Origin of the sequence: Bacillus sp. L_1B0_5, assembly GCF_000836715.1 — a bacterium.
Classification (GTDB): Bacteria; Bacillota; Bacilli; order Bacillales; family Bacillaceae_G; genus Bacillus_A; species Bacillus_A thuringiensis_S.
Window position 1 is genome coordinate 47,084 of the sequence record NZ_JXIS01000019.1, and the last position, 22,838, is coordinate 69,921.

Below are 22,838 nucleotides of genomic sequence, written 5' to 3' on the forward strand. Positions count from 1 at the left end.
TTATTATAAAAGCTTTGTCTTAAATTTACCTTAATAAAAAATTGAAAGAAATAAGATTCCTCTTATCTCTTTCAATTTTTTATTACATATACCTTTTTACTCGGCAACTCCAAACAATTTAGCTGACCACCATACACAGCCCCGCCATCAATTCCAATAATACGATTACTACCAAAATACACTCCGCAATCCTCACTACCATGAAGCGTTTTTGTTTCCGTATGCCCAAATATAACAACCTTTTCACCGATATATCCATTATGAAATTCATTACGGATCCACATTAACGTATATGGTTCAGATTCAGAAACTCGTTTCATCGGCTCAACCCCAGCATGTACAAATATATACTCTTCTGTTTCAATGTAATGATCTAATTCTTGAATAAACTTTATATGTTCCTCTAATACACGAGATTGTAAAATCGGTTTTGAGAAGTCTTTCTCATTAACCGCAATATCTTCTTCTACAAATCCATAGCTATATAATGTCTTATCTCCACCATTTCTTTTTACCCAATGGTTCCATGAACGTTCCTCATTTGTCGTTAACGCTTTAATCATCATATCTTCATGATTTCCTTTTAAAATGAGTGCTCCCTCTTCTTTCAATTCTCTTACCTTTTCAATTACAGCACGCGCATTTGGACCACGATCTACATAATCTCCCAGTAAGATTAATTGATCCTGTTTCGCATCATATTGAGCTTCTTCCAATAACTGTTCGAACTTTTCTATCTCTCCATGAATATCACTAATAACAAGAATTCTTTTCATATTATCCCCCCTCTTTCTAATTATAGTTCAAAACGACAGAAAGTTCAGAATCGCAATCCCGAATCATATTTATCCCACATTAATGGGCCGTAAAAGCCCGATTGGCGAGGGCTGATAATCAGTGGGAGATGAAGAATCCCCACTGATTAAAGTTTCACTTTATTACAAACTAAACTATTATCCTTACAACACTGTAAGTCTCTTGTCATCCAATTCGATGGTTGTAATTACTGTATTTCCTTATACTGAAAGTAAGAAATGAAACAAAAACAAGGAGAGATGAAAAAAGTAATAGAAGTTATAGTAGCGGTAGTAGAGGTTTTCATAAATGGTAAACAAGTCGCAATGGAGTTAAATAAATAATGAAAAAGACAACATTCATTCTAGACCCTTTACTCATATAAAAGAGATAAAACTTCATTATTTCTTTGATCCCTTATCTCCCTATAAAGAAAGCCGTATCCCTTTTAAGGATACGGCTTTCTCTTATTTTTGACTCGTACGAGCTGAAATACTAATTGCTCTATCTGTTGCTTTGGCAGCTTCATCTAAAGCTTCTTTACTATTCTTCCCGTCATACATCGCTTCTAATGCTTTTACAACTGCATCTCGTGATTCTGGGAATACACTAATTAAAGCGCCTTGTGTTGCTGAAGATTGCTTCGTCGCTTGCAGTTGCTCTACTGTTACTTTCAACTGTGGATATTTTTCATATTGCTCTTTTACTAAAGGTTCATTATATGCATCTGGATTAATTGAGAAATAGCCTGTTGCAGTATGCCATTTTGCTTGTACGTCTGGCTTCGTTAAATATTTCATAAAGTCCCAAGCACCTTGTTGCGTTTCTTCTGAAACCATATTCGTCATCCATAATGATGCTCCACCAATAACAACACCATTTTGTTTCGAATCCTCTGGATATGGAATATATGAAACTCCTACATTAAACTTAGATGCATCAATTAAATCACGAACACCTGCTGAAGAATCTAAATACATAGCAACTTGTCCAGACTGGAACGCAGCACGAATATCATCCCAACTTGCTCCATACTTTCCAAGTGCGCCAGCTTTATTTAAATCATCTAACATTCCAAATACTTTCTGTCCTTCTTTACCGTTAAATACCGCCTTCTTTGCAGCATCTTTACGGCCGTTTTCGTTATCTACATATAAAGCACCTTGTGTCGCTAACAATTCTTCAAAGAACCAACCATAGTTAAGCATGGAGAATCCATATTGTTTTACATTTCCACCTTCTTTAATCGTTAACTTCTTCGCTGCTTCTTGTAATTCCGCATATGTTTTCGGAGCTTTCTCTGGATCTAAGCCCGCCTTTGCAAAAGCATCTTTATTATAAATTAATACTGGTGTAGATGAATTAAATGGCATAGAATACATTTTTCCATCAACTGAATAATAATTTGTAATTGCTTTTTCTAATTTTGACGTATCGTACTTATCTTTTTTTATCCAACTATCAATTGGTGTGATTTTTTTGCTATCAATCATATATTTCGTTGTAATTTCACTCGATTGAACAAGAGCTGGCGCTTCTTTCGTTGCAGACATCGTTCTAAATTTTGTTAAAGACTCTTCATATGTCCCTTGGAACTCTGCCTTTATCTCGTATTTATTTTGTGACTTATTATAGTCTGCAACAAGACCATCTAGTACACCTTGTGTTTTTCCACCCATCGCATGCCAGAAGCGAATTACAGTTTTATCACTATTTTTTTCAACTGGTGCTACTTTTGCCTGCGCTTCAGGTTTTCCCTCTGTTTTACTATTTGAACAAGCGGCACTAGATAATGCCATTGTTGCTGCCATTAATAGAGCAGCACCTTTTTTTACTAAACTCATTTTAAGCTCACCTTCTCTTAGTTATTTAATTGCACCTTTTGTTAATCCTTGTTGTAATTGTTTTTGTCCTAAAAATAGTAAAATCAATGTTGGAATAACGATAACCGTCACACCGGCCATTACGCTTCCCCAATCAGTTGCAACTTCTTGTGACTGAAGCTGCTTCACACCAATTTGCACTGTTCTTACTTTTTCATCAGTGGTCACTAAAAGTGGCCATAAATACATATTCCATGTTGTTAAAAAGCTATATACTCCAAGCGTAATAAAACTCGTTTTACAATACGGAATTACAACGCTGAATAAAAACCTTACATTTCCAATCCCTTCAATAAAAGCAGCTTCTTTCAGTTCATTCGGAAGTGTCATAAAATGTTGACGTAGTAAGAAAATACCGAAAGCTGTTGCAAAAAACGGCACTGTCATCCCAGCGAAACTATTGATCCAGCCAAAGTTTTGAATCGTTAAAAAGTTAGGCACCATCGTTGCTTCCCACGGAATAAGCATCGTTGAAATAAACAGGAAGAAAATTAAATTTCTCCCTTTAAACTGAAGAAAAACAAAAGCATACGCCGCTAAGCTTGATACGATAAGTTGTCCAATCATAACGACTGTCGATACAATTAAACTGTTATATAAGTATGTAAAAAGCGGTACTTTTTGAAAAATATTAATGAAATTATCAAAAGTAAATTGAGTTGGAAATAACCTTCTCATTTGAATATCGTCTGGTGTCATAAAGCTTATTAAAAACGCATACAGTACAGGAAAAAACACCATTACTGCACTAATTATGAGCAGCATGTATAATAGGAAATTTTGCTTCCACTGTTTAACAATCATTTATAATGCACCTTTCTCTCAGCAAACTTAAATTGAAGTAATGTAGCAATGAAAATGAAAACAAATAATACCATCGCTTGTGCGCTTGCTGTTCCAAATTGATGATTCACAAACGCCTCTTTGTAAATCGAGTACACAATTAAATTCGTTGCATCATTCGGTCCACCGTGCGTTAAAATATCAATTTGTCCAAAGCTTTGGAACGCACTAATTAACGTTACTGTTACAATAAAGAATAAAGTTGGCGATAGCATCGGTAATATAACACGGCGAAGCTTATATAAATAACTAGCACCATCTATAGATGCACTCTCATATAAAGACGTATCGATATTTTGTAAACCACCTAATATAACTAAAAATGCAAATCCTGTATTCACCCAAACTGTTGTAACTGATACAGAGAATAGTGCCCAGTCCGGACTCGTTAACCACGCGATTGCAGGAAGATTCATAGAGGCTAATATATTATTAAATAATCCTACACTTGGATGAAATAAAAATAGCCAAATCACTGCACTAGCAGCTACTGATATTCCCATCGTCGAAGAAAACAGAACTCGGAATAACCCAATACCTCTTACCTTTCCATTTGCAATCAATGCAAGAAACAAAGCAAATATAATACTCGTAGGCACTGTATATAAAACAAATAGTAAAGTTGATTTTATACTTTTGTAGAAAGCTGGATCAGAGAATAAATATTGATAATTTTCTAAGCCAACGAAAAGATTAGCTTCTCCATGTATATCGGTTAAATAAAAACTATAGTAAATCGTCCTAAACAATGGATAGAACAAAAAAATCGAAAATAGCAAAATAGATGGCGCCAAAAACAATAATCCTATTCTTAAATCTTTCGTTCTCCCCCATAATTTTTTCTTTTTTGACACCTTTGTTTGAACTGGTAACTTACTTACTTCGATCATTATTTCGCCACCACTTTCAACTCTTCTTCAGCTACCACTTTTAAGCGTTCATTCGTGTTTTCGTTAAAGAAGCATAACTTTTCTTGCGAGAATAATAATTTTACTTTATCACCTTTGTTCAAGAGTAACTGTCCGATGACTTTCGCACTCCAAGTTGTTCCATTTACCGCAAAGTTTAATATAGATTCATTCCCTAATACTTCTACAGATTGCAGCGTCACTGCTTGTCCTTCCTCAGACAGTTCAATATGCTCAGGACGCATGCCTATACGAATTATTCCTTCTGGTAATTGCTTTAACTGTCCAATAGATAATGGAATTTGCAATTGCCCTATATGTAATACACCTTTTTCTTTATCCACTTCTCCATCATTTATATTCATAGAAGGAGAACCTATAAAACTTGCAACAAATTCGTTTGCTGGTTCGTTATATATGTCAAGTGGTGTTCCAACTTGCTGTATACTTCCTTTATTTAAAACCATGATACGATCTCCCATAGTCATCGCTTCTATTTGATCGTGGGTAACGTAAATCATCGTAATTCCTAATCGCTGCTGAATTTCTCTAATTTCAATCCTCATTTGCGCACGTAATTTCGCATCTAAATTCGAAAGTGGTTCATCCATTAAACAGATTGGTGCTTGACTCACGATCGCTCTAGCAAGCGCAACACGCTGTCTTTGTCCGCCTGATAATTGACCTGGTTTCATTTTCACATACTCTTTCAGTCCTACCATTTCAATCGCTTCCATTAATCGCTTTTGTCGCTCTTCTTTTTGTACTTTTCTTACCTTAAGTCCAAATAAAATATTTTCTTCTACAGATAAGTGTGGATATAATGCATAATTTTGAAATACCATTGATAGATTACGGTCTTTCGGCTCTAGATCATTTGCAACACGTTCATTAATAATCAAATCTCCCGAAGAAATCTCTTCTAAGCCAGCGATCATGCGTAATAATGTGCTTTTCCCGCATCCCGAAGGTCCAACTAAAACAAAAAATTCGCCCTTCTTAATATGAACCGATACGCCTTTAACCGCTGTCTCTTCTGCATTTTTATATACCTTTGAAACATTTTTCAATTCAATCACAAGGTTGCACTCCTTTTTTCTTTATGTATCCATACTTCATAATGACTTGTTGAAATCGCACTTGCTCCTGCACGAATTGCAATTTCCGCATCTTCTCGCGTTTGAATCAGCCCGCCTGCAATAATAGGAAATTCTATTTCCTCTGCTAGCTGTTTAATTATAGAAGGCATAATCCCTGGCATAATCTCTACTGCATTTGGTTTAGTCGTTTTACAATTTTCAATTGATTTAGTAAGGGATAAAGTATCTACAATAAAAATACGTTGAATTGTTTTCAATCCAATTTTATTAGCATTTCGAATTGTCGAACCCTTTGTTGAAATAATACCTTGTGCCCCGATAACATCTTGAATATACAAAAGCGCTTCCTCTGTATTCGTATTTAAGCCTTGTATAAAATCACAATGAAGAAATACATCATGTCCATGTTTCTGCAATTCATATACATGCTCTGGTAATTCCAGCATTGAACCAGTCATAAGAAAAACTGTTTTCGGCAATTTTTTGTATGCTTTGTATCCTTTCCAATCTTTTATCATCTCAATATAAGGTTCTTTAAACATTCATTCCACCTAACTGTTCTATTTTTATCAAAACTAAAAACACCTACTTACATAGAACGCCTTTCTCCTTATTTGAACTCTAGGGAATAGAGCACACCTAAGAAAGTGGCACATTATATGTAAGTGGGTGTTCTCAAATGTTCTCTACCCTAGTTATTTTGTTACCTTTACTATATTACGCATTTATTAAGTCAGTTTTGATAGATTGTTAATTAGGTGTTAATCGAATGTTAATATTCACCACATCATCATTTACATTAATCTGGATATTAAAATATAAAATAATAGAACGAAACAATGCTTAAAATTCAATCAATATGTAAATTCATTCCATAGTTAATGAGTTTTAGTTTGCTTGCCACTGCTTGCGAAGGAAAGTTATCCCAAGCAGTACTGTAAAGTGGAATGCGCTTTTCCTCTTGTATTGATATGGCCCAGGCTGTAACAACATCAGTACCATATCCATTCCCTTGAAATTCCGCTAAAGTTTCCACACTTGCCTCAGCAGCTACGGGCGTACTTCTGGCACTGCAACAAACGGAAACTACCTTTTCATTTTTTACAATTGCAAAATAAGGTTGCCTCCATTCCATCTGTTCTATTAGATTAGGAAAATTTTCTCGCAAAAGCTCTTTATTCTTCTCAGTTATTTGTATTGTTCTAGTCGGCTTATGTAAAGTATTAGGGAACATGAAAGCAGGACCCATCCAAATATTTTCCACTGTTCTGTCTTCATTTAATACATTAATGATCTTTGCTATCTCTATATACTTTGAAGGTTCTCGAATTAACTTCTCAATATTACTTACCGTTTCATCATCCACATTACAATGATATCTCGTTATACTCCCTTCACGAGTTCTGCCAAGAAAAAAACGTGGTGCTTTCGGATTTCCTTGTTCATTTACATATTTCATTTTTCCTACTTGATTATGAACAAATAAAACCTCTACCTGAATTACTATTAAATCAAGTTCTGAGAGACTCATTTATACCCTCCTTATTTACTCCATATACCATCTATTCATAATCTATTTTTCATGTTCAAAACAAAAATCCCATTCAAATACACATTACTGAATCCATCATACTAACTGATTTCTTCATTCTGTCTATCTAAATGGGATTATTTTTCGTTTTTTACTCTACTGGTTGTTGTGGCTGTACTACTTCATTTGCTCCAGCTACCCTCAACATATTTACAATATCTTTAAAACCTCTTTTTTCAGCGTATTGCAGTGGCGTCAGATGTTCCTTGTTAGCCATATTTACATCTGCACCGTGATCAATAAGCAATTGAATTACTTTCTTATGGTTTTCACTACCATTTCCTAATACAATTGCTTCTAATAGCGCTGTTCCACCACGTTCATTTTTATAATTCACATCAATATCTGTATGCTCTAATAATTCTTTAACAACCTCTACATGTCCACGCTCAGATGCAGAAATAAGTGCTGTTCCACCTGACTTAGTCGTTTCTTTCGTATTAACTCCTGCATTAATTAATACTTTTACAATATCCGTATATCCTTCTCTACTTGCATAAAGAAGTGGATTACTTTGTTTCTCATCTTTAATTTCAATATTAGCACCTGCACCAATTAATGCTTTAACTGTCTCTACATGATTTTGGTACGTCGCTGCAAGGACAGGCGTTTCTCCGTTGTCACCTTCTACGTTTATATTCGCTCCATCCTGAATCAACTTCATAGCTGTCTCTGTGTCTCCAAGAGTAGCTGAAAGTAACAACTGTTTGTCCATTAAATTTATACTTTTCTCTTCTTTAGATTCTTCCTGTTCTTTATGCTTCTCTTTTTTCTTTTCATTTTTCACATGAACCGGTTTCGATTCTGGTTCTTCTTGCTTATCACAAGCCACTACCGTCATTAAAAGTCCTAATAAAATACATAATAAAATTTTTTGTTTTCTCACAACTACAGCTCCTATGAAAGATAATGTTTTCTTAACCATTCCTCCATCACATACAATAACTCTTCTTGAGTACATTTATCCATAAGCCCTTTAGATTCCTTCTTTAATCGGATTATCTTAAGCTTATACTATGTTTCTCAACCTATTGGAATGATACGCCTGATGGCCCCATCATTAACATTATGAAGCAATTAGTTTAGCACGTTTTTACCGCATTTGTATACATTTCTAAAAAGTACATAAAGTGAAACTTTAATCAGTGGGGGTTTTGTTCATCCACCACTGATTATTAGTTGAACCACTCGGGCGTTTACTGGCAGTTGATCCCCCACCTAACTTCTTTGCTTCCGCTGAATTTTGAGGTGGGGGTCTTACTGCCCGTTAATGCGGGATAAATGATTGCTTTAGGTTACTATATTCCATTGTAACCGTTCTTCTAAAAATTTTACACCTTTTCTATATTTGCACCTGAGTAATAATAGAAAAAGACAACTATATAGTTGTCTTTTTCTATTATTAATGATGTCCACCATGATTTCCTGCTTTCGGTTTCCCCATCATCTCTTTATTCATTTCCCATTTGTGCTCTGCTAACTCTTTATACGAAAGAATTTTCCCCTTATAGTTAGATACAAAGCTCTCTGCATCTTTTTTATTTTTGAATGAAATGACATTATAAGCCATCGGTGTCGTTATTGTTTTATCATATACGTAAGTAGCGTCTTCTAACGAAATCCAATCTTTCGAATCATAATCTCGGACAAATTTCTCTTTCGTCTTTTCATCTGAGTTGATCTCCATCCATTTATACATACAACCAATATCATCAAACTTTAACGCTTTTCCATTTTCTAAAATAATTTCTGTTGCAAATTGATTATCTGTTACCCCAATTTGGCAAATATCACATTTATCATGTTTCTCATCAATGGCAACACCTGCTGTTTCCTTTTTCCCACACCCGACTACTGTAAATATGAAACATAAACATATAGCAAGTACGACATATTTTACTTTCATCAATATTCCTCCCTAGAAACCGTATACTCCATGAAAAGAATACCAAAAGGTTGTGTGAGATTTGTGAAAAAACAATGTGCTTTTTGTAATATAGGAAATAAAAAAAGATGTGTAGTTATTTCTACACATCTCTCATCACTCACAACCTGTAATTAATAAATCATCTTCTAATTTAACTAATAATGTATCCGCACTAATTTCCTGTCCAACTTCTACATTTACCAATCTTATATTTCCACTAATCCCGACTGCAATTTTTTTTAGCTCACCGTCATTTTTTCGGATCATCAGTAATTTTTCCCATTCATATACGTAAGAAGATTCATTAATAAAAATCTCCTCTACTTTTCCTTCATAAGAGCTATAAATCTCTTCTATTCTCGTTTTCATATAACATCTACTCCCTATTTCACACTTCACTATTTTCATCTTATTCTACCATTCTTACGAGGAGCGGCTTACTTTTTAAAAATTCAAATTAACTACCGTGAACAAAATGAACAAAATAAAAATTATGCTTCTAATGATGTTATTTTTCAAATTATTTACCATTTGAATAGATGCTTTTATTATAAATAAAAAACCTTTTTCTGAATTTTTATTCTATTTTGAAAGCGCAATCATTCTTTTGAGGGGGAAATTACATGTTAGCACTACTTGGATTTGCGATGGTATTTGTCTTTATGTTTTTAATTATGACGAAACGTATGTCAGCACTAGTAGCCTTAATATTAATTCCGAGTGTTTTTGCAGTAATTGGCGGATTCTATGCCAATATGGGGCCTATGATGTTAGAGGGGATTCAAAAATTAGCACCTACTGGTATTATGCTTATGTTCGCTATTTTATATTTTGGAATTATGATTGATAGCGGTTTATTCGATCCTGTCATTAGTAAGATTTTAAAATTTGTAAAAGGAGATCCTTTAAAAATCGTTGTCGGAACGGCTATATTGACTATTATCGTTTCTCTAGATGGTGATGGTACAACAACATACATGATTACAGTTTCCGCAATGTATCCACTATATAAGCGCCTTGGAATGAACCCCCTCATATTAGCTGGAGTTGTTATGTTAGGGGCAGGAGTAACAAACCTTACACCTTGGGGTGGACCCACAGCTCGTGTTATGAGCGCACTTGGACTTGAGGCTTCCGAATTATTTACACCTCTTATTCCAGGAATGATTGCTGGTGCAATTTGGGTTATTCTCGTTGCCTACTATCTTGGAAAAAAAGAAAGAAAACGTTTAGGTATTATGGATGTACAGTATTTAAAACAAATGCAAACAATGGATGAGCAAGCTGCAACTGTCGAAGCCGCAGCGCATAAACGTCCTAAACTTCTATGGATTAACTTTTTATTAACTGCTACATTACTTGTCTGTCTCATACTAGAAGTTATGCCGTTACCTGTTTTATTTACAGTCGCTTTTGCTATTGCTGTTATGATTAACTATCCAAACTTAGAGCAACAGAAAGAACGTATTGCTTCTCATGCAGGGAATGTATTAGCAGTTGTTTCTCTCGTATTTGCTGCCGGTATTTTCACTGGTATTTTATCTGGAACAAAAATGGTAGATGCAATGGCTAACAGTGTAGTAACTCTTATACCAGATGCACTTGGACCACAACTACCAATTATTACAGCACTTCTCAGTATGCCATTCACATTTTTCATGTCTAATGATGCATTTTACTTCGGGGTATTACCTATCTTGACGAAAGCTGCTGCTACTTACGGAATTAGTGCAGCTGAAATGGGACGCGCTTCCTTACTTGGGCAACCCGTTCACTTATTAAGTCCGCTTGTCGCTTCCACTTATTTATTGGTTGGAATGGCCAAAGTTGATTTCGGTGAACATCAACGCTTCACTTTATTGTGGGCCGTTGGAACGACAATGGTTATGTTAATTACCGGAATTGTAATTGGGATTATTCCAATATAAGATGCAAAAAAACAGTAGAAGAAATAAAATCCTCTACTGTTTTTTATTATGAAGAAGCAAGAAAATAACGTCTCTCCGGTCTCCCAACACTTCCATATATTAGCTCTGCGTGGACTTTCTTCCCAGATATCAAATACTCTAAATAGCGCCTTGCCGTTGATCGGCTTACTCCAATCATTGAGCTTAACATTTCTGCTGTAATCCCTTCTTCATTAACTGTTAACATATGCTTTTTTACTTTCGCTAAAGTATAAGGATCTATCCCTTTCGGGGCATATTCTATTTGATCTCCCTTCACACCTCTTTGAGACCATAAATATTCAATTTGTTCCGTAGATAATTGATTGTTCTTCTTTAACTGTATAATCTTTTTTTGATAGCCTTCTAGACTTGCTTTAAATCGATCAAACATTAGTGGCTTTACGATATAATCTGTTACTCCGCCCCGCAGGGCGTGCCTCACTACATCTGTTTCCGATGCCGCTGTAATCATAATAATATCTGTATCGTGCAAATGATGCCTAATATATGTGACAAGTTCCGTTCCTTGCATATCAGGTAAGTACACATCTAATAAAACAAGCTGTGGCTTCACAAGCTCTAGCCATTCTTTCGCTTGTTCTCCAGTCGTTGCCGTTCCAATTACTTTAAATCCCTCAATTTTTTCAGTAAAACGACGATGAATGTCAGCAATCCGAATATCATCTTCTACAATTAATACTTCAATCTCCTCACCCATTACTATTCGCCTCTCTCTTTCGGTAGTGCAATAATAAATAACGCACCACCTAAATCCCCTTTTTCAATTGCAATACTTCCATTTAAATCTTCTACTAACTCTTTCACTTTTGCTAATCCATATCCTCGCTCTCCTCCTTCTTTCGTCGAAAAGCCTTTATAGAATATGCTAGTAATTATTTCATCATGAATCCCTTGCCCTGAATCTTCCACTTCAATTAATATTTCTTCTCCAATATCAGTTACAAACATCCTTACTTTCTTATCATTCTCTTCATTTTTTTCAATTGCTTCAAATGCATTCGTAATTAAATTTCCTAAAATAGAAACGACATAATTACTCTCAATATGTGGACTTAATTTGTCTAAACCACTTTCTCTATCTAGCATAAAATCAATCTTCAACTCTCGTGCTCTATTATAAAATCCAATTAAAATTCCACCTAGCCATGGATTTTGAATCCGCTTCATAATAAATTGAACAAAATCTTGATATACCGCTGTTTCCTTATGAATAAGCTCTAAAGCATCTTCGTATGATTCTAATTGGATAAGACCTGAAAGCGTATACATTAAATTGTTATATTCGTGCGTTTGCGCTCGTAATGCCTCTGTATATTGCTTCGTCTGAGATAATTCTGCTGTTAACTGATCCATTTCAGATTTCAAACGTAAGCTCGATACAACGCCAGTTACTTTATTCTTTACTTTAATAGGTAGACGGTTCGCAATAACAGCCTGTCCTTTTATATTTAATTGGCGATCAAACTGTTCTTCACCAGTTTGAAGTACATCTAATATCGTTGAATTAGGAATTACATTTAAAATAAATTCCCCAATAATATTTTGTTGTTTATCTAGCGAAAGAATATCATAAGCTGCTTGATTTACTAAACTAATCCTGCCATTTTTATCGATTACAATAATCCCTTCACGTACAGATTGAATCACTGTACTATGCTCTTCATATAAAGATGAAATTTCTTCTGGTTCCATCCCGAACATCATTCTTTTTATACTTGCCGCTAAATATATAGAGCCGATTATCCCAATTAAAAGACCTATTATTGTAATCCAAAATACCCGCTTTCCATACACTTCTACTGCTCCATGAATATCAGCCATTGAAAATCCAACAGACACCACACCAATGATTTCATTTTCCTGATTACGGATTGGAACTTTTCCGCGTAATGAAGGGCCTAATGATCCAGTTGCTTTCGAAACATATGATTTTCCTTCTAATAAAACGCCTTTGTTATCTCCACCAATCATCGCTTCTCCTATTTTATCTCGCTCAGGATGTGCATATCGAATCCCCTCTTTATTTCCAACTACAATAAAGTCAGCCTCTGTATCAATTCGAATTTTTTCTGCGATTGGCTGAATAATAGAAGCTGGATTTTCTTTTTGAAAAGCTTCCTGAATTTCTGGTATCGCGGCAACTGTTTTCGCAACATGCAAGGCCCGTTTACCAATTTGCTCTTCTACCGTTTCAGATAATATGTAATAAAATAAATAACTCGTTAGCATAAGTACAACTAAAATAAGTGTACTAATAGTTAATGTAATTCTCGGTTGGAGTTTTAATTTTTTAAATTTCAAAACCATTCCCCTAACATGATTAAAGATAGAATTTAAAGAAAATACAGTTTTTTATCATCATAACACGGTTACTATATATTTCTTTCTTTTTTATCTTCATAAAAAAAGAAACGAAGCATAAGTACTACTTCGTTTCTTAACAGTTTATTATTATATTTTAAACTTACCAATCATCTCTTGTAATTCTTCTGCCATTTGTGATAAATGGACTGCTGCTGCATTTATTTCATCTACTGAAGCTAATTGTTCCTCAGAGGAACCAGCAATATTTTGAACACTTGCGGCATTTTCTTCAATCGTAGCTGCAATTTCATTAATAGATGCACTTACTTGTTTTGCATCTACCGTCATTTGTTTTGCTACATCTACCATGCTATCAATTTGTACAACTGTATCATTTGTAGACTTCAATATTTCGACAAAGCTTTGCTTCGTTTCATTTGCAACTACAAGTCCTGATTGTACTTCTGCTCCAACTTGATTCATAGAGCTTACTGTTTCTTTTATATCAAATTGAATCTCTTTCACTAGTTTCCCAATTTCCGTAGAAGACTGTCCTGATTGTTCTGCTAGCTTTCGCACTTCATCTGCTACAATTGCAAATCCTCTACCTTGCTCTCCAGCTCTTGCAGCCTCAATTGCCGCATTTAACGCTAATAAATTTGTCTGTTCTGCAATATGTTGAATTACTTCAAGGATTGCTCCAATTTGTTTCGACTTATCATCTAACAAACCAATGATTTTGTCTGACTGTGAAACAGACTCATGAATTAATTGCATTTGATTCACAGTTTGTTCAACTAACTTCCCACCATTTTCAGCTTTTTTCTTCGTATACATAGAGGCTGTAGATACTAATGAAGAACTATCTGCAACACGCTGAATTCCTTCTGTAACTTCTTCTAACAATGTTGCTCCTTCTTCAACTTCTTTCGTTTGTATTTCTGCACCACTTGATACTTGCTCTATAGCCTGTGTAATTTGTTCCGTTGCTTCGCTTGTCTGCTTCATACTAGCTGTTAATTCTTCTGAAGATGCCGCTACATGACTTGCTGAAGTGTTTATATTGGAAATGACACTTTGTAACGATGCAGCCATCTCGTTAAAACTTTCTCCTAGCTGTCCAATTTCATCTTTAGAATGAACTGTAATTGATTCTGTTAAATCACCTTCACTAATCTTCTTCGATGATATGACAAGTTGTTTTAACGGTTTAATAATAGACGCAATTATGAAGTAAATTACAATCCCACCGATTATTAGTGAAATTCCAAGAACAGTTATTGTTTTATAGAAAATAGGTTCAGCCGCTTCGATAATTTCTTTGGAAGGCATAATTCCTGCTATTTTCCATCCAGTTTTCTTATTCGTTTTAAAAGTGATATTGCGATCTTCACCATCTAATGAATAATGAAAATCCCCAGCTTCCTGTTTATACAATTCTTTACTAAGTTTCTCTTCTAATTTCTCTCCTGGCTTCATTTTCGGGTGCGCTACTACATTTTTATCTTGATCAAATATCGCTACATATCCTTCCTTACCGATATTAACCATCTTGGAAGTAGTAACAATATCATTAATGATTAAGTCAATCCCAAGAACTCCACTTTTATCCTCGTTTTGTTTTGCTAGTGTAATAACAATATTCCCTGTCGTTTTTGACTTATATGGAGCAGTTACAATTACTTCTCCGCTTTTCTTCACTGCCTCTTTATACCAATCTCTTTCTGTAGGATTATATCCATCTGGCATCTGAATAGCTGGTGATTGAATGAACTGTCCATTACTAGATCCTGTATAGATTGCTTCCATTTCTGGATGTAGTTTGTTGTATTCTTCTAGTTTATTTTGTATGTTTTGAATTTGATCTGCTTGGTAACTTGATTGTGTGAATAATTTCGTAAAATAAGTTGCATCTATTTTTTTACTATCCAATTCCTTATTAATTACATTATCCAAAATTTTTATATTATCTTTCGCCGAGTTTAAAATTGTTTCATTAAAATTCTTCTTCGCTTGTTGATAAGACGTCCAACCAATTACAATACTTGGAAGAATTAAAATAATAATAAATGATACAAGTAACTTTGTTTTTAAACTACTACTCCTTAATTTCCCTTGAAACATACTTCTACCCCTCCATACCGTTTTAAATGTAATTAATTAACATTTAATCTTTCTATGAAAATAATACGATTTAAATGTATCGATGAGACTCTCTATCTTTTTATAGATCTAAAGAATTGATACATATCTTTTTCATTCTATATAAATTAAATAATTAAAACAATGTATAAAAATGTATATTATTCGAAATATTATAATTCATAGGAGAACCTCTAGTATTTCAATTACTAGAGGTTCTTTCCACCTTATTATTCTTTATCTTTATCTTTTTCTACTTCTTTTTTCCCATCTTCTACTACAGATACAACAGGTTTATCGCTTGATAATTGTTGTACCGCTCCTTTTCCTGCAAATCCTTCTAATAGCTCTTTTAAGTCAATGCCAGAAGAAGCTTTTAACGTTTCTTGCATCGTTGCCATTAAATCAGTCGCATAACCCGCGACTTTTCCGGCCCCGCTATTTTTACCACCGCCGCCTGTATCGACAACTGTGATTTTATCAATATTACTAAGCGGACTTGCAAGTTCCTTCGCATAACTTGGAAGCATTTTAAGAACCATATCCATAATTGCCGCTTGACCATATAATTCAAATGCTTCTGCGATTTTTTGTTTCGCTTCTGCCTCTGCTAAACCTTTTAACCTAATAACATCAGCCTCTGCTGTACCTTGCGCTTTTTGTACTTCCGCTTTCGCTTGACCTTGTGCTTTTTCAATTTCCGCCTTCGCTAAACCTTCTACACGTACTTCTTCTGCACGTGCTCTCGCTTCTGCTTCAATCTTATATTGATCCGCATCGGCTTTTTTAATTTGTTTTACTTTCTCTGCTTCCGCTGATTGCTCAACAGCATAGCGATCTGCATCGGCTTTTTTCTTAACTTCTGCATCATATTGCTTTTCACGACGCGCAATCTCTTTTTCTTCTAATTCAATTTGTTTCTCACGCTCAATGATTTTAACGCGCATTTGCTCTTCTGTAACACCTTGTTGTGCTTTCGCTTGTTGTAATTCGTAAGAAAGATCCGCATCTGCACGTGCTTGCTCTTGTTCCCTCTTATAGGACTGTACTTTTAATTCTTTATGTTTTTCAGCTTCAGCGATCTGTGCATCACGTTGATATTCTGCTTCTTTTGCTTCTTTTTCTGCACGTGCTTTTTCAATACGTGCTTCTTTTTCACGCTCTGCGTTCGCAATTGTTGCATCACGCTTAACTGTCGCAATTTGTGGCTGACCAAGCGCATCTAAGTATCCGTTTTTATCCATTATTTCTTTAATTGTGAAGGAAACAATGCGAAGTCCCATCTTCTTTAAATCTGTAGAAGCTACTTCATGTACCTTTTGAGCAAATTGCTCTCTATTACTATACGCATCTTCTACTGTCATAGAAGATAAGATAGCACGGAGATGCCCTTCTAAAACTTCTTTTGCTTCTATTTTTAACTCTTCTGTTTCTTTTCCTAAATATTGTTCAGCTGCCGTGGAAACTTCTTCAATTGTTGATCCCACTTTAATAATAGAAACACCGTTTACTGTGATCGGTACACCTTGTTTCGTATACGTATCACGTGTACCAACTTCTAATTTATAGTTTAATAAGCTTAAAGGCTCTGCTCTTTGCATAATTGGAACTACGAAAGTACCGCCCCCACGAATAATCTTAATCTTCTTTCCATCATCAGTGGTAACTACATTCTTTCCTCCACCAAGCCAGTTCCCTGTAACAATTAACGCTTCATCCGGACCAACCGTACGATACTTCGTAATAAATACTAAAATGAGTAGAATTAAAATTGCGAGTAAAACTCCACCGATAATTAATGGAATCGTCATGTAAATTCCCCCTTATAATTTTGGTTTCTTTAAAGAATAAGCGATGTTTTGTACAAGTAAAACACCATCTTGGACTCCCTCGATAATAACCTCTGTTCCTTGCGAAATGTCTTTTTTTCCAACTGTTTTAGCTGGGATTGCATTACTTCCAAATTGGGATGAAATTAATACTTCACCAAATCCTTCTGTAGGAATTGTCGTAATGACTTCTCCTTTGCAACCGATAAATTCATCCATACGTTGTACGGTATTTTGTTCTGCTTCTGCAATCGGCTTTAAAATTAATATTTTCATTATAAATACACCAATAAAGGATATAGCACATGCAGCCCCGAAAATAAGAATGCTATTAAAGGAAAATAAATATTCTCCTATATAACTAAGTCCACATAACATAGCGAAAAAACTAAGTAATAAAGTAACAACGGATACAGATCCGCCCCCAAAACTAAATATCGATTCAAATATATCTCCAAAGAAGATATAAATAACAGTGAGTATAGTAGCAATAATAAATCCATATAAATAAATTGTTTCAAGTGGATAACCAAACAAGACCATTTCTTATCCCCCTTTCTTAAACAATCCCTTTTTTGTTATGTGTATGCCCCACCTCTTTCAAAGATTATCGTTCTTAATTTTCAGTTATTTACCCTTTAAAGAAAAGCCTGTAAGACAGGCCTCTAAAAAAGAACAGGAGAAACCTATTGTGACAGGCTCCTCCTAGAAAATAACCGATATATTATATATCTATATAATATACTATTTTCCACAAAAAGTAAAGTTAAACATACATTGGAAAAGAGCTTATTTTACCGACAATTCGTATGTTCCATCGCCATTATCATATTTATATACATACAAGTAATACTTACCTGGTTTTGCATTAAATTTTGCTTCTATACGGTTCCCATTAGCTTGACCGTAAGCCGCATAATTTTGCATATCTGATTCATGGTGAAGTACCCATGTCATCCCAATTCCATACTCATTTAAAACAGAAATGTCGATATCTTTCGCTGATGCTACATTAAATGTATAAACATCAGTGTGGTCCCCGCCAATAAGACTACCTTTTATAGTACTATTTAGCCCGATACGATTTGCTTCCTCTGGACGATTATTTGGTTCTGATTCTGTTAAACTTCCATCTTTAATCGTAACAGTTGTTTCGCTTCTGCTCTCTTTTCCCTTATCATCTTTTACTCTTAACGATACTTTATAAGAACCTTCTCTTTCATATACATGTACTGGATTCACTTCTGCACTTGTGCTTCCATCTCCAAATTCCCATAAATAAGAAGCAATTTTTCCATCTTCATCGTTTGAGCCATCACTTTTAAATTGAATTCCCTCTTTTACAAGACCACTATAAGGGCCATTTATATTAACCGTTGGAGCTTTATTTTCTCCATCATCTTTTGCGATTCCATGGAAGACTACATCATATTCAAATTCATTTGAGCTATTCACACGATAATTGACGAAGTATGCTGTAACAGTTTTGTAGCCACTCCATTCTTTTTGCGCCAATTGTTCTAAAGATTCATTTACTCTTTTACTCATCGCTTTCCAATCTTCTGATTCACCTTTTGTGACACTACCTGTATACGTACCTTCTAATGTAAATGTATTAAAGAATTGAGAATTATGTTTTGTCATTTTTGTATCTTTCATAGGCAACGTATCACTAATTTCTTTCTTCACCGCTGCTAACGACTTCGTTGCATGTTCAGCTAAATAATCATCAGCTACTTCTGGTACAGTGTATGTATCTTGCTTATCAATTAACTGCTGCATATACTCTTGATACTCTTTATTTAACTTAGGATCTTTACTTAGATTTTCACGATATGCATCATAATTTTTTACGTCATTCGCACGAATCAAATCTTGAATTTTATCAAATGTTTCAAACTGATGCGTATATAAGTAAGACTGCAATGCGAACGAGTAATTATAGAAATCCCAAGAACCGTATTTAGCAAATAGTGTACGCTCTGCTGTATAACGGCTTGCAGGATCAGATGATAATCCGCTAATTATACTCTTTCTTGGTACAACGTTATTCGTACGAGTAGATCCTGCGAAAAACTCTGCATTTCCTTCTTGGAACCAAGTTAGCCTTTCATTTTGATACATATCTCCTCTTCCAAATAAACCAGGAACTTCATATCTCCCTTGCAGATAATGAGTAAATTCATGACGGAATAACTCTTCTAAACTATAAATACTTTGCTCTGGTGTACGCTCATATGTAAAGAATGTACCTGTCTCTTCTATATAAATTCCACCGTTGTTTGTTTCATATCCATACAATTGTCTATTTAACTGATATTCATCTGGACTATTATAAATTACGATCGTTAATACATCATCCGCATTTCCTGGCTCTAACGCTTTGTCATTTCCAATTACACGGTGATACTGTGCCTTTACTTCCTTCGCAGCCCAATATAGTCTCTTAATTTTTTCTTCTGATACTTTATCTCCTGTTTTGAACACAATTGATCCATCGTCGAATGTGTACGTTTTTGGTAAGTATTGCTCTTTTCCTTCTTTACGTATTTTCTCTAAATCTACTGTATTCCCGCTATAATCTTTACCATTATAATTTGTTGTAATTTGTTCTACTGCAACAAAATACGGTTCACTTAAGCGCGGGTACATATGCATTGCTTGTGTAACAACCTCTAATTCTTTATTCGGATTGCTATGAAATTTCCCTAAACGGCTAGCAAAATAAATGCCATTATTAACGAGCCATTTATTTTCTGGCGTTACTTCATTTAGAAGAGCAATACGATTTATTTCATTAATAAACCCATCTACTTTTCCATACCACATCGTTTCATTCGCTTCTTTACGAGCCTCAGTTAAGTACGACTGTATATCATAGTCAATACCTTGCATAATATCGTATATTGCTTGTCCCTTCATTCGATCATTTACATAAGTAGTATAATTATCATTGTATTGCTTTAAAATATTCGATGCGTATTGAACCGTTTCAACATCGCTTGAAGCATTACTAATTAATTTACCGTATGCAGATACGACTGTATCTTGTTCAACTGTACCAAGCTTAAAGTTTGGATTTTTTGCGATTGCTTTTAAAGCAGGTAAACATTTATCCTGGAAGCTTCTTTCATTTAAGTCGCTTAATTCACTATTATAAAATGCAAGATAAAAAGCTGAACGCAACACTTCAGTAAACGTTTGAATTCCTTTTGAATCATCTTTCGTAAATGAACTACCTCTATGAGCTAATTCATCTATAATGACTTGCATTTTTCCTTTATCTTTATAAAAAGCCTTTGCATCTTCATTAAACTGGAATAAGTCTGTAATTTGGTGCCACTTAATACTGCCTAACGTTTCAACTAATTCTTGATCATTCATTTTGTTTAAATCAGCCATTGAATAGCTGTCTTTAACTTGCTTTACTGCAGCTTTCTTCGTAATAGATGCTGGTCGCTGTGAAAAATCTCCTACTTTTAAACGTTCTTGAAATGATAAAGTTTCATCCACTTTTGAAATATGTCCAACTTCATCTACCGGCTTTTCAATTCCAACCGGTTTCGTTTTCAACACGTTATATGGTACTTTTTCTTCCGCTGCTGCATGAGTTTGAAGTGCCCCTAACGATAAAGCCATTGTACTAATGCTAAGCATCACTTTATTGATCTTTGATTTCTTGTTCATATCCTTGCCCCCTATTTTAATATTCCATTCAAGAATTTAACATAAAATCTGGATGTAACAATATAAAATGCAATATTTCATATTATTTCTTCCTATAATTTGTACATATCGTGAACGCATTGCTCTTTACCTCCCTAAAACAAATTACATCCTTTCACGTTATAAAAAGGGAATTTTTTGACAATTAAAAACTTAATTGTTATGATTATTATAATTGTTAACTTTATTAAATAAAGGTGGGATTCTATGATAAAAAAAGAAAACAGTGTATTTTATATCTCCTTCTTGCTAACAACATTATTCATTATATGGGGAATTACCCCAGCAAGTTGGATACAAGGCTACGATTTACAAAGTGTTACATCTTCTTTAAACTCATTTATCCTCAATAAATTTGGGTGGTTTTACTCTCTACTTATGACTACAATGATTATTTTGGCTGCTTATTTAGCATTTTCTAAGTACGGTTCTATTCGTCTTGGTAAAGATGGAGAAAAGCCAAAATATAATTATCCATCTTGGCTATCCATGTTGTTTGGGGCAGGAATGGGAATTGGACTCCTCTTTTATGGAATCGCTGAACCGATTTCACATTTTACAGATCCATTAACAGGAAAAGCAGGTACAGAAGAAAGCGCCAAACTCGCTATGCAATATTCATTTTTCCACTGGGGACTCTTTCCGTGGTCACTATACGCAATGGTCGCTTTAACAATTGCATATTTCACATTCCGCAAACAAAAAGGTAGCACTATCGGGGCTACAGTTACTCCATTATTTAATCGATCGAAAAATTCTCGTATCGGAAAAACAGTTGATATTTTAGCTGTTTTAGCCACAGTGTTTGGCATTGTACCATCTGTTGGGATTGGTGCTCAACAAATTGCTGGAGGATTAAGCTATTTATTCCCTTCCATTCATAACACTTTACTTACCCAGCTCGTACTTATAGCTATCTTCGCTGTTTTATATTTAACAAGTGCACAAACTGGCTTAGATCGTGGGATTAAATATTTGAGTAACTTGAATTTCTCTCTTGCAGGTATTTTACTCATCTCTTTCTTACTTTTAGGGCCAACCGTATTTATTATGAAATATTTCACATCTACACTCGGTTCTTATATTGGAGCTTTGCCTAGTATGGGATTAAATTTAGGAGCATTTAATGAAAAATCTTCTTCTTGGATTGAAAACTGGACTATTTTCTATTGGGGATGGTGGATTTCTTGGTCTCCATTCGTCGGCACATTTATCGCACGTATTTCTAAAGGGCGTACAATAAAAGAATTTATTTTTGGAGTTGTATTAGTCCCAACTCTTATCTGTACATTTTGGTTTGCAGTATTTGGTGGTACCGCAATTCATATGGAAATGTTCCAATCGCTTGGAATAGCTGATGAAATTGCAAAAAATGGTACAGAGATTGGATTATTTGCTGTTATTTCACATCTACCATTCTCTACATTTTTAACGATTATCGGGTTAATTTTAGTAGCCACATTTTTCGTTACTTCTGCTGATTCAGCAACATTTGTTGTTTCCATGCAAACGAGTAACGGAAGCTTATCACCGAAAAATAGTTTAAAACTTATATGGGGATTAACAATCGCGATAATTGCCGCTATTTTATTACAAGCTGGAGGATTAAATGCACTGCAAATAGCAGCTATAATTGCTGCGCTACCATTTTCTATTGTAGTCGTTCTTATGGTTACTTCACTCTTTAAAGAGCTACGAAAAGAAGATGTTAATTTGCAAACGAAAGAAGTTACGCAAAAAGTAAAAAAAGTTATGTAACGATTAGCACCTCAAATTACTTCTGAATCCGTAACAACTGAGGGAAAAGTAGATTAATAAAA

The 22,838-nt window shown here is 34.7% G+C and carries 18 protein-coding genes; 2 read left to right on the top strand and 16 right to left on the bottom strand.

The window, feature by feature from the left end:
* Positions 1 to 71: 71 nt before the first annotated feature.
* The 10 genes from RT27_RS06195 to RT27_RS06240 form a co-directional block, all read right to left on the bottom strand.
* Positions 72 to 776, bottom strand: coding sequence for a metallophosphoesterase family protein (locus RT27_RS06195; RefSeq protein WP_043935542.1), 705 nt, complete (start codon positions 774 to 776; stop codon positions 72 to 74).
* 486 nt (positions 777 to 1,262) lie between these two features.
* Positions 1,263 to 2,639, bottom strand: coding sequence for an ABC transporter substrate-binding protein (locus RT27_RS06200; protein WP_016083592.1), 1,377 nt, complete (start codon positions 2,637 to 2,639; stop codon positions 1,263 to 1,265).
* A 21-nt stretch (positions 2,640 to 2,660) separates the two neighbouring features.
* On the bottom strand, positions 2,661 to 3,482 hold the full coding sequence (locus RT27_RS06205; RefSeq protein WP_000635948.1) for a carbohydrate ABC transporter permease: 822 nt from the start codon (positions 3,480 to 3,482) through the stop codon (positions 2,661 to 2,663).
* Positions 3,479 to 4,411, bottom strand: a complete 933-nt coding sequence (locus RT27_RS06210) for a sugar ABC transporter permease (RefSeq protein ID WP_043935544.1) — start codon at positions 4,409 to 4,411, stop codon at positions 3,479 to 3,481. The genes RT27_RS06205 and RT27_RS06210 overlap by 4 nt, the downstream gene beginning before the upstream one ends.
* Complete coding sequence (ugpC, locus tag RT27_RS06215; protein WP_043935546.1) at positions 4,411 to 5,508, bottom strand: sn-glycerol-3-phosphate ABC transporter ATP-binding protein UgpC; 1,098 nt, start codon at positions 5,506 to 5,508, stop codon at positions 4,411 to 4,413. The genes RT27_RS06210 and ugpC overlap by 1 nt, the downstream gene beginning before the upstream one ends.
* Positions 5,505 to 6,071 (bottom strand): glycerol-3-phosphate responsive antiterminator, encoded by a 567-nt coding sequence (locus RT27_RS06220; RefSeq protein WP_043935547.1) that lies wholly within the window; start codon positions 6,069 to 6,071, stop codon positions 5,505 to 5,507. Before RT27_RS06220 ends, ugpC begins: the two co-directional genes overlap by 4 nt.
* A 308-nt stretch (positions 6,072 to 6,379) precedes the next feature.
* Positions 6,380 to 7,060, bottom strand: coding sequence for a GNAT family N-acetyltransferase (locus tag RT27_RS06225; protein ID WP_043935548.1), 681 nt, complete (start codon positions 7,058 to 7,060; stop codon positions 6,380 to 6,382).
* Between the two features lie 151 nt (positions 7,061 to 7,211).
* Positions 7,212 to 8,081: an ankyrin repeat domain-containing protein gene (locus tag RT27_RS06230; RefSeq protein ID WP_016083597.1), complete on the bottom strand. Its 870-nt coding sequence runs from the start codon at positions 8,079 to 8,081 to the stop codon at positions 7,212 to 7,214.
* A 441-nt stretch (positions 8,082 to 8,522) separates the two neighbouring features.
* A complete protein-coding gene (locus RT27_RS06235; protein ID WP_016083598.1) occupies positions 8,523 to 9,026 on the bottom strand; it encodes a nitrous oxide reductase accessory protein NosL in 504 nt (167 codons plus the stop codon).
* A 135-nt stretch (positions 9,027 to 9,161) separates the two neighbouring features.
* Entirely contained in the window at positions 9,162 to 9,416 is a 255-nt protein-coding gene (locus RT27_RS06240) for a hypothetical protein (RefSeq protein WP_000857376.1), read from the bottom strand.
* A 254-nt stretch (positions 9,417 to 9,670) separates the two neighbouring features.
* Here RT27_RS06240 and RT27_RS06245 point away from each other — a divergent pair, with 254 nt between their 5' ends.
* Positions 9,671 to 10,975 (top strand): CitMHS family transporter, encoded by a 1,305-nt coding sequence (locus RT27_RS06245; protein WP_016083599.1) that lies wholly within the window; start codon positions 9,671 to 9,673, stop codon positions 10,973 to 10,975.
* Between the two features lie 46 nt (positions 10,976 to 11,021).
* Here the strand turns inward: RT27_RS06245 and RT27_RS06250 are convergent, their stop codons facing one another.
* The 6 genes from RT27_RS06250 to colA all read right to left on the bottom strand — a co-directional run bounded on the left by RT27_RS06250 (position 11,022) and on the right by colA (position 20,979).
* On the bottom strand, positions 11,022 to 11,714 hold the full coding sequence (locus tag RT27_RS06250) for a response regulator (RefSeq protein WP_016083600.1): 693 nt from the start codon (positions 11,712 to 11,714) through the stop codon (positions 11,022 to 11,024).
* Positions 11,715 to 11,716: 2 nt separating this feature from the next.
* Positions 11,717 to 13,324 (bottom strand): sensor histidine kinase, encoded by a 1,608-nt coding sequence (locus tag RT27_RS06255; RefSeq protein ID WP_043935549.1) that lies wholly within the window; start codon positions 13,322 to 13,324, stop codon positions 11,717 to 11,719.
* A 144-nt stretch (positions 13,325 to 13,468) separates the two neighbouring features.
* Positions 13,469 to 15,445, bottom strand: coding sequence for a methyl-accepting chemotaxis protein (locus tag RT27_RS06260; protein ID WP_016083602.1), 1,977 nt, complete (start codon positions 15,443 to 15,445; stop codon positions 13,469 to 13,471).
* A 248-nt stretch (positions 15,446 to 15,693) separates the two neighbouring features.
* A complete protein-coding gene (locus RT27_RS06265) occupies positions 15,694 to 17,274 on the bottom strand; it encodes a flotillin family protein (RefSeq protein ID WP_016083603.1) in 1,581 nt (526 codons plus the stop codon).
* A gap of 12 nt (positions 17,275 to 17,286) precedes the next feature.
* Complete coding sequence (locus RT27_RS06270) at positions 17,287 to 17,835, bottom strand: NfeD family protein (protein WP_016083604.1); 549 nt, start codon at positions 17,833 to 17,835, stop codon at positions 17,287 to 17,289.
* A 246-nt stretch (positions 17,836 to 18,081) separates the two neighbouring features.
* Positions 18,082 to 20,979 (bottom strand): collagenase ColA, encoded by a 2,898-nt coding sequence (colA, locus tag RT27_RS06275; RefSeq protein ID WP_043935551.1) that lies wholly within the window; start codon positions 20,977 to 20,979, stop codon positions 18,082 to 18,084.
* Positions 20,980 to 21,225: 246 nt separating this feature from the next.
* Here colA and opuD point away from each other — a divergent pair, with 246 nt between their 5' ends.
* Positions 21,226 to 22,776 (top strand): glycine betaine transporter OpuD, encoded by a 1,551-nt coding sequence (gene opuD / locus RT27_RS06280; RefSeq protein ID WP_043935552.1) that lies wholly within the window; start codon positions 21,226 to 21,228, stop codon positions 22,774 to 22,776.
* Positions 22,777 to 22,838: the final 62 nt, after the last annotated feature.

Bases quoted from the DNA above. Each gene is read 5' to 3' on its own strand.
- RT27_RS06195 (WP_043935542.1), bottom strand. From the start codon at position 776: ATGAAAAGAATTCTTGTTATTAGTGATATTCATGGAGAGATAGAAAAG.
- RT27_RS06200 (WP_016083592.1), bottom strand. From the start codon at position 2,639: ATGAGTTTAGTAAAAAAAGGTGCTGCTCTATTAATGGCAGCAACAATG.
- RT27_RS06205 (WP_000635948.1), bottom strand. From the start codon at position 3,482: ATGATTGTTAAACAGTGGAAGCAAAATTTCCTATTATACATGCTGCTC.
- RT27_RS06210 (WP_043935544.1), bottom strand. From the start codon at position 4,411: ATGATCGAAGTAAGTAAGTTACCAGTTCAAACAAAGGTGTCAAAAAAG.
- RT27_RS06220 (WP_043935547.1), bottom strand. From the start codon at position 6,071: ATGTTTAAAGAACCTTATATTGAGATGATAAAAGATTGGAAAGGATAC.
- RT27_RS06225 (WP_043935548.1), bottom strand. From the start codon at position 7,060: ATGAGTCTCTCAGAACTTGATTTAATAGTAATTCAGGTAGAGGTTTTA.
- RT27_RS06230 (WP_016083597.1), bottom strand. From the start codon at position 8,081: ATGTACTCAAGAAGAGTTATTGTATGTGATGGAGGAATGGTTAAGAAA.
- RT27_RS06235 (WP_016083598.1), bottom strand. From the start codon at position 9,026: ATGAAAGTAAAATATGTCGTACTTGCTATATGTTTATGTTTCATATTT.
- RT27_RS06240 (WP_000857376.1), bottom strand. From the start codon at position 9,416: ATGAAAACGAGAATAGAAGAGATTTATAGCTCTTATGAAGGAAAAGTA.
- RT27_RS06245 (WP_016083599.1), top strand. From the start codon at position 9,671: ATGTTAGCACTACTTGGATTTGCGATGGTATTTGTCTTTATGTTTTTA.
- RT27_RS06250 (WP_016083600.1), bottom strand. From the start codon at position 11,714: ATGGGTGAGGAGATTGAAGTATTAATTGTAGAAGATGATATTCGGATT.
- RT27_RS06255 (WP_043935549.1), bottom strand. From the start codon at position 13,324: ATGGTTTTGAAATTTAAAAAATTAAAACTCCAACCGAGAATTACATTA.
- RT27_RS06260 (WP_016083602.1), bottom strand. From the start codon at position 15,445: ATGTTTCAAGGGAAATTAAGGAGTAGTAGTTTAAAAACAAAGTTACTT.
- RT27_RS06265 (WP_016083603.1), bottom strand. From the start codon at position 17,274: ATGACGATTCCATTAATTATCGGTGGAGTTTTACTCGCAATTTTAATT.
- RT27_RS06270 (WP_016083604.1), bottom strand. From the start codon at position 17,835: ATGGTCTTGTTTGGTTATCCACTTGAAACAATTTATTTATATGGATTT.
- colA (WP_043935551.1), bottom strand. From the start codon at position 20,979: ATGAACAAGAAATCAAAGATCAATAAAGTGATGCTTAGCATTAGTACA.
- opuD (WP_043935552.1), top strand. From the start codon at position 21,226: ATGATAAAAAAAGAAAACAGTGTATTTTATATCTCCTTCTTGCTAACA.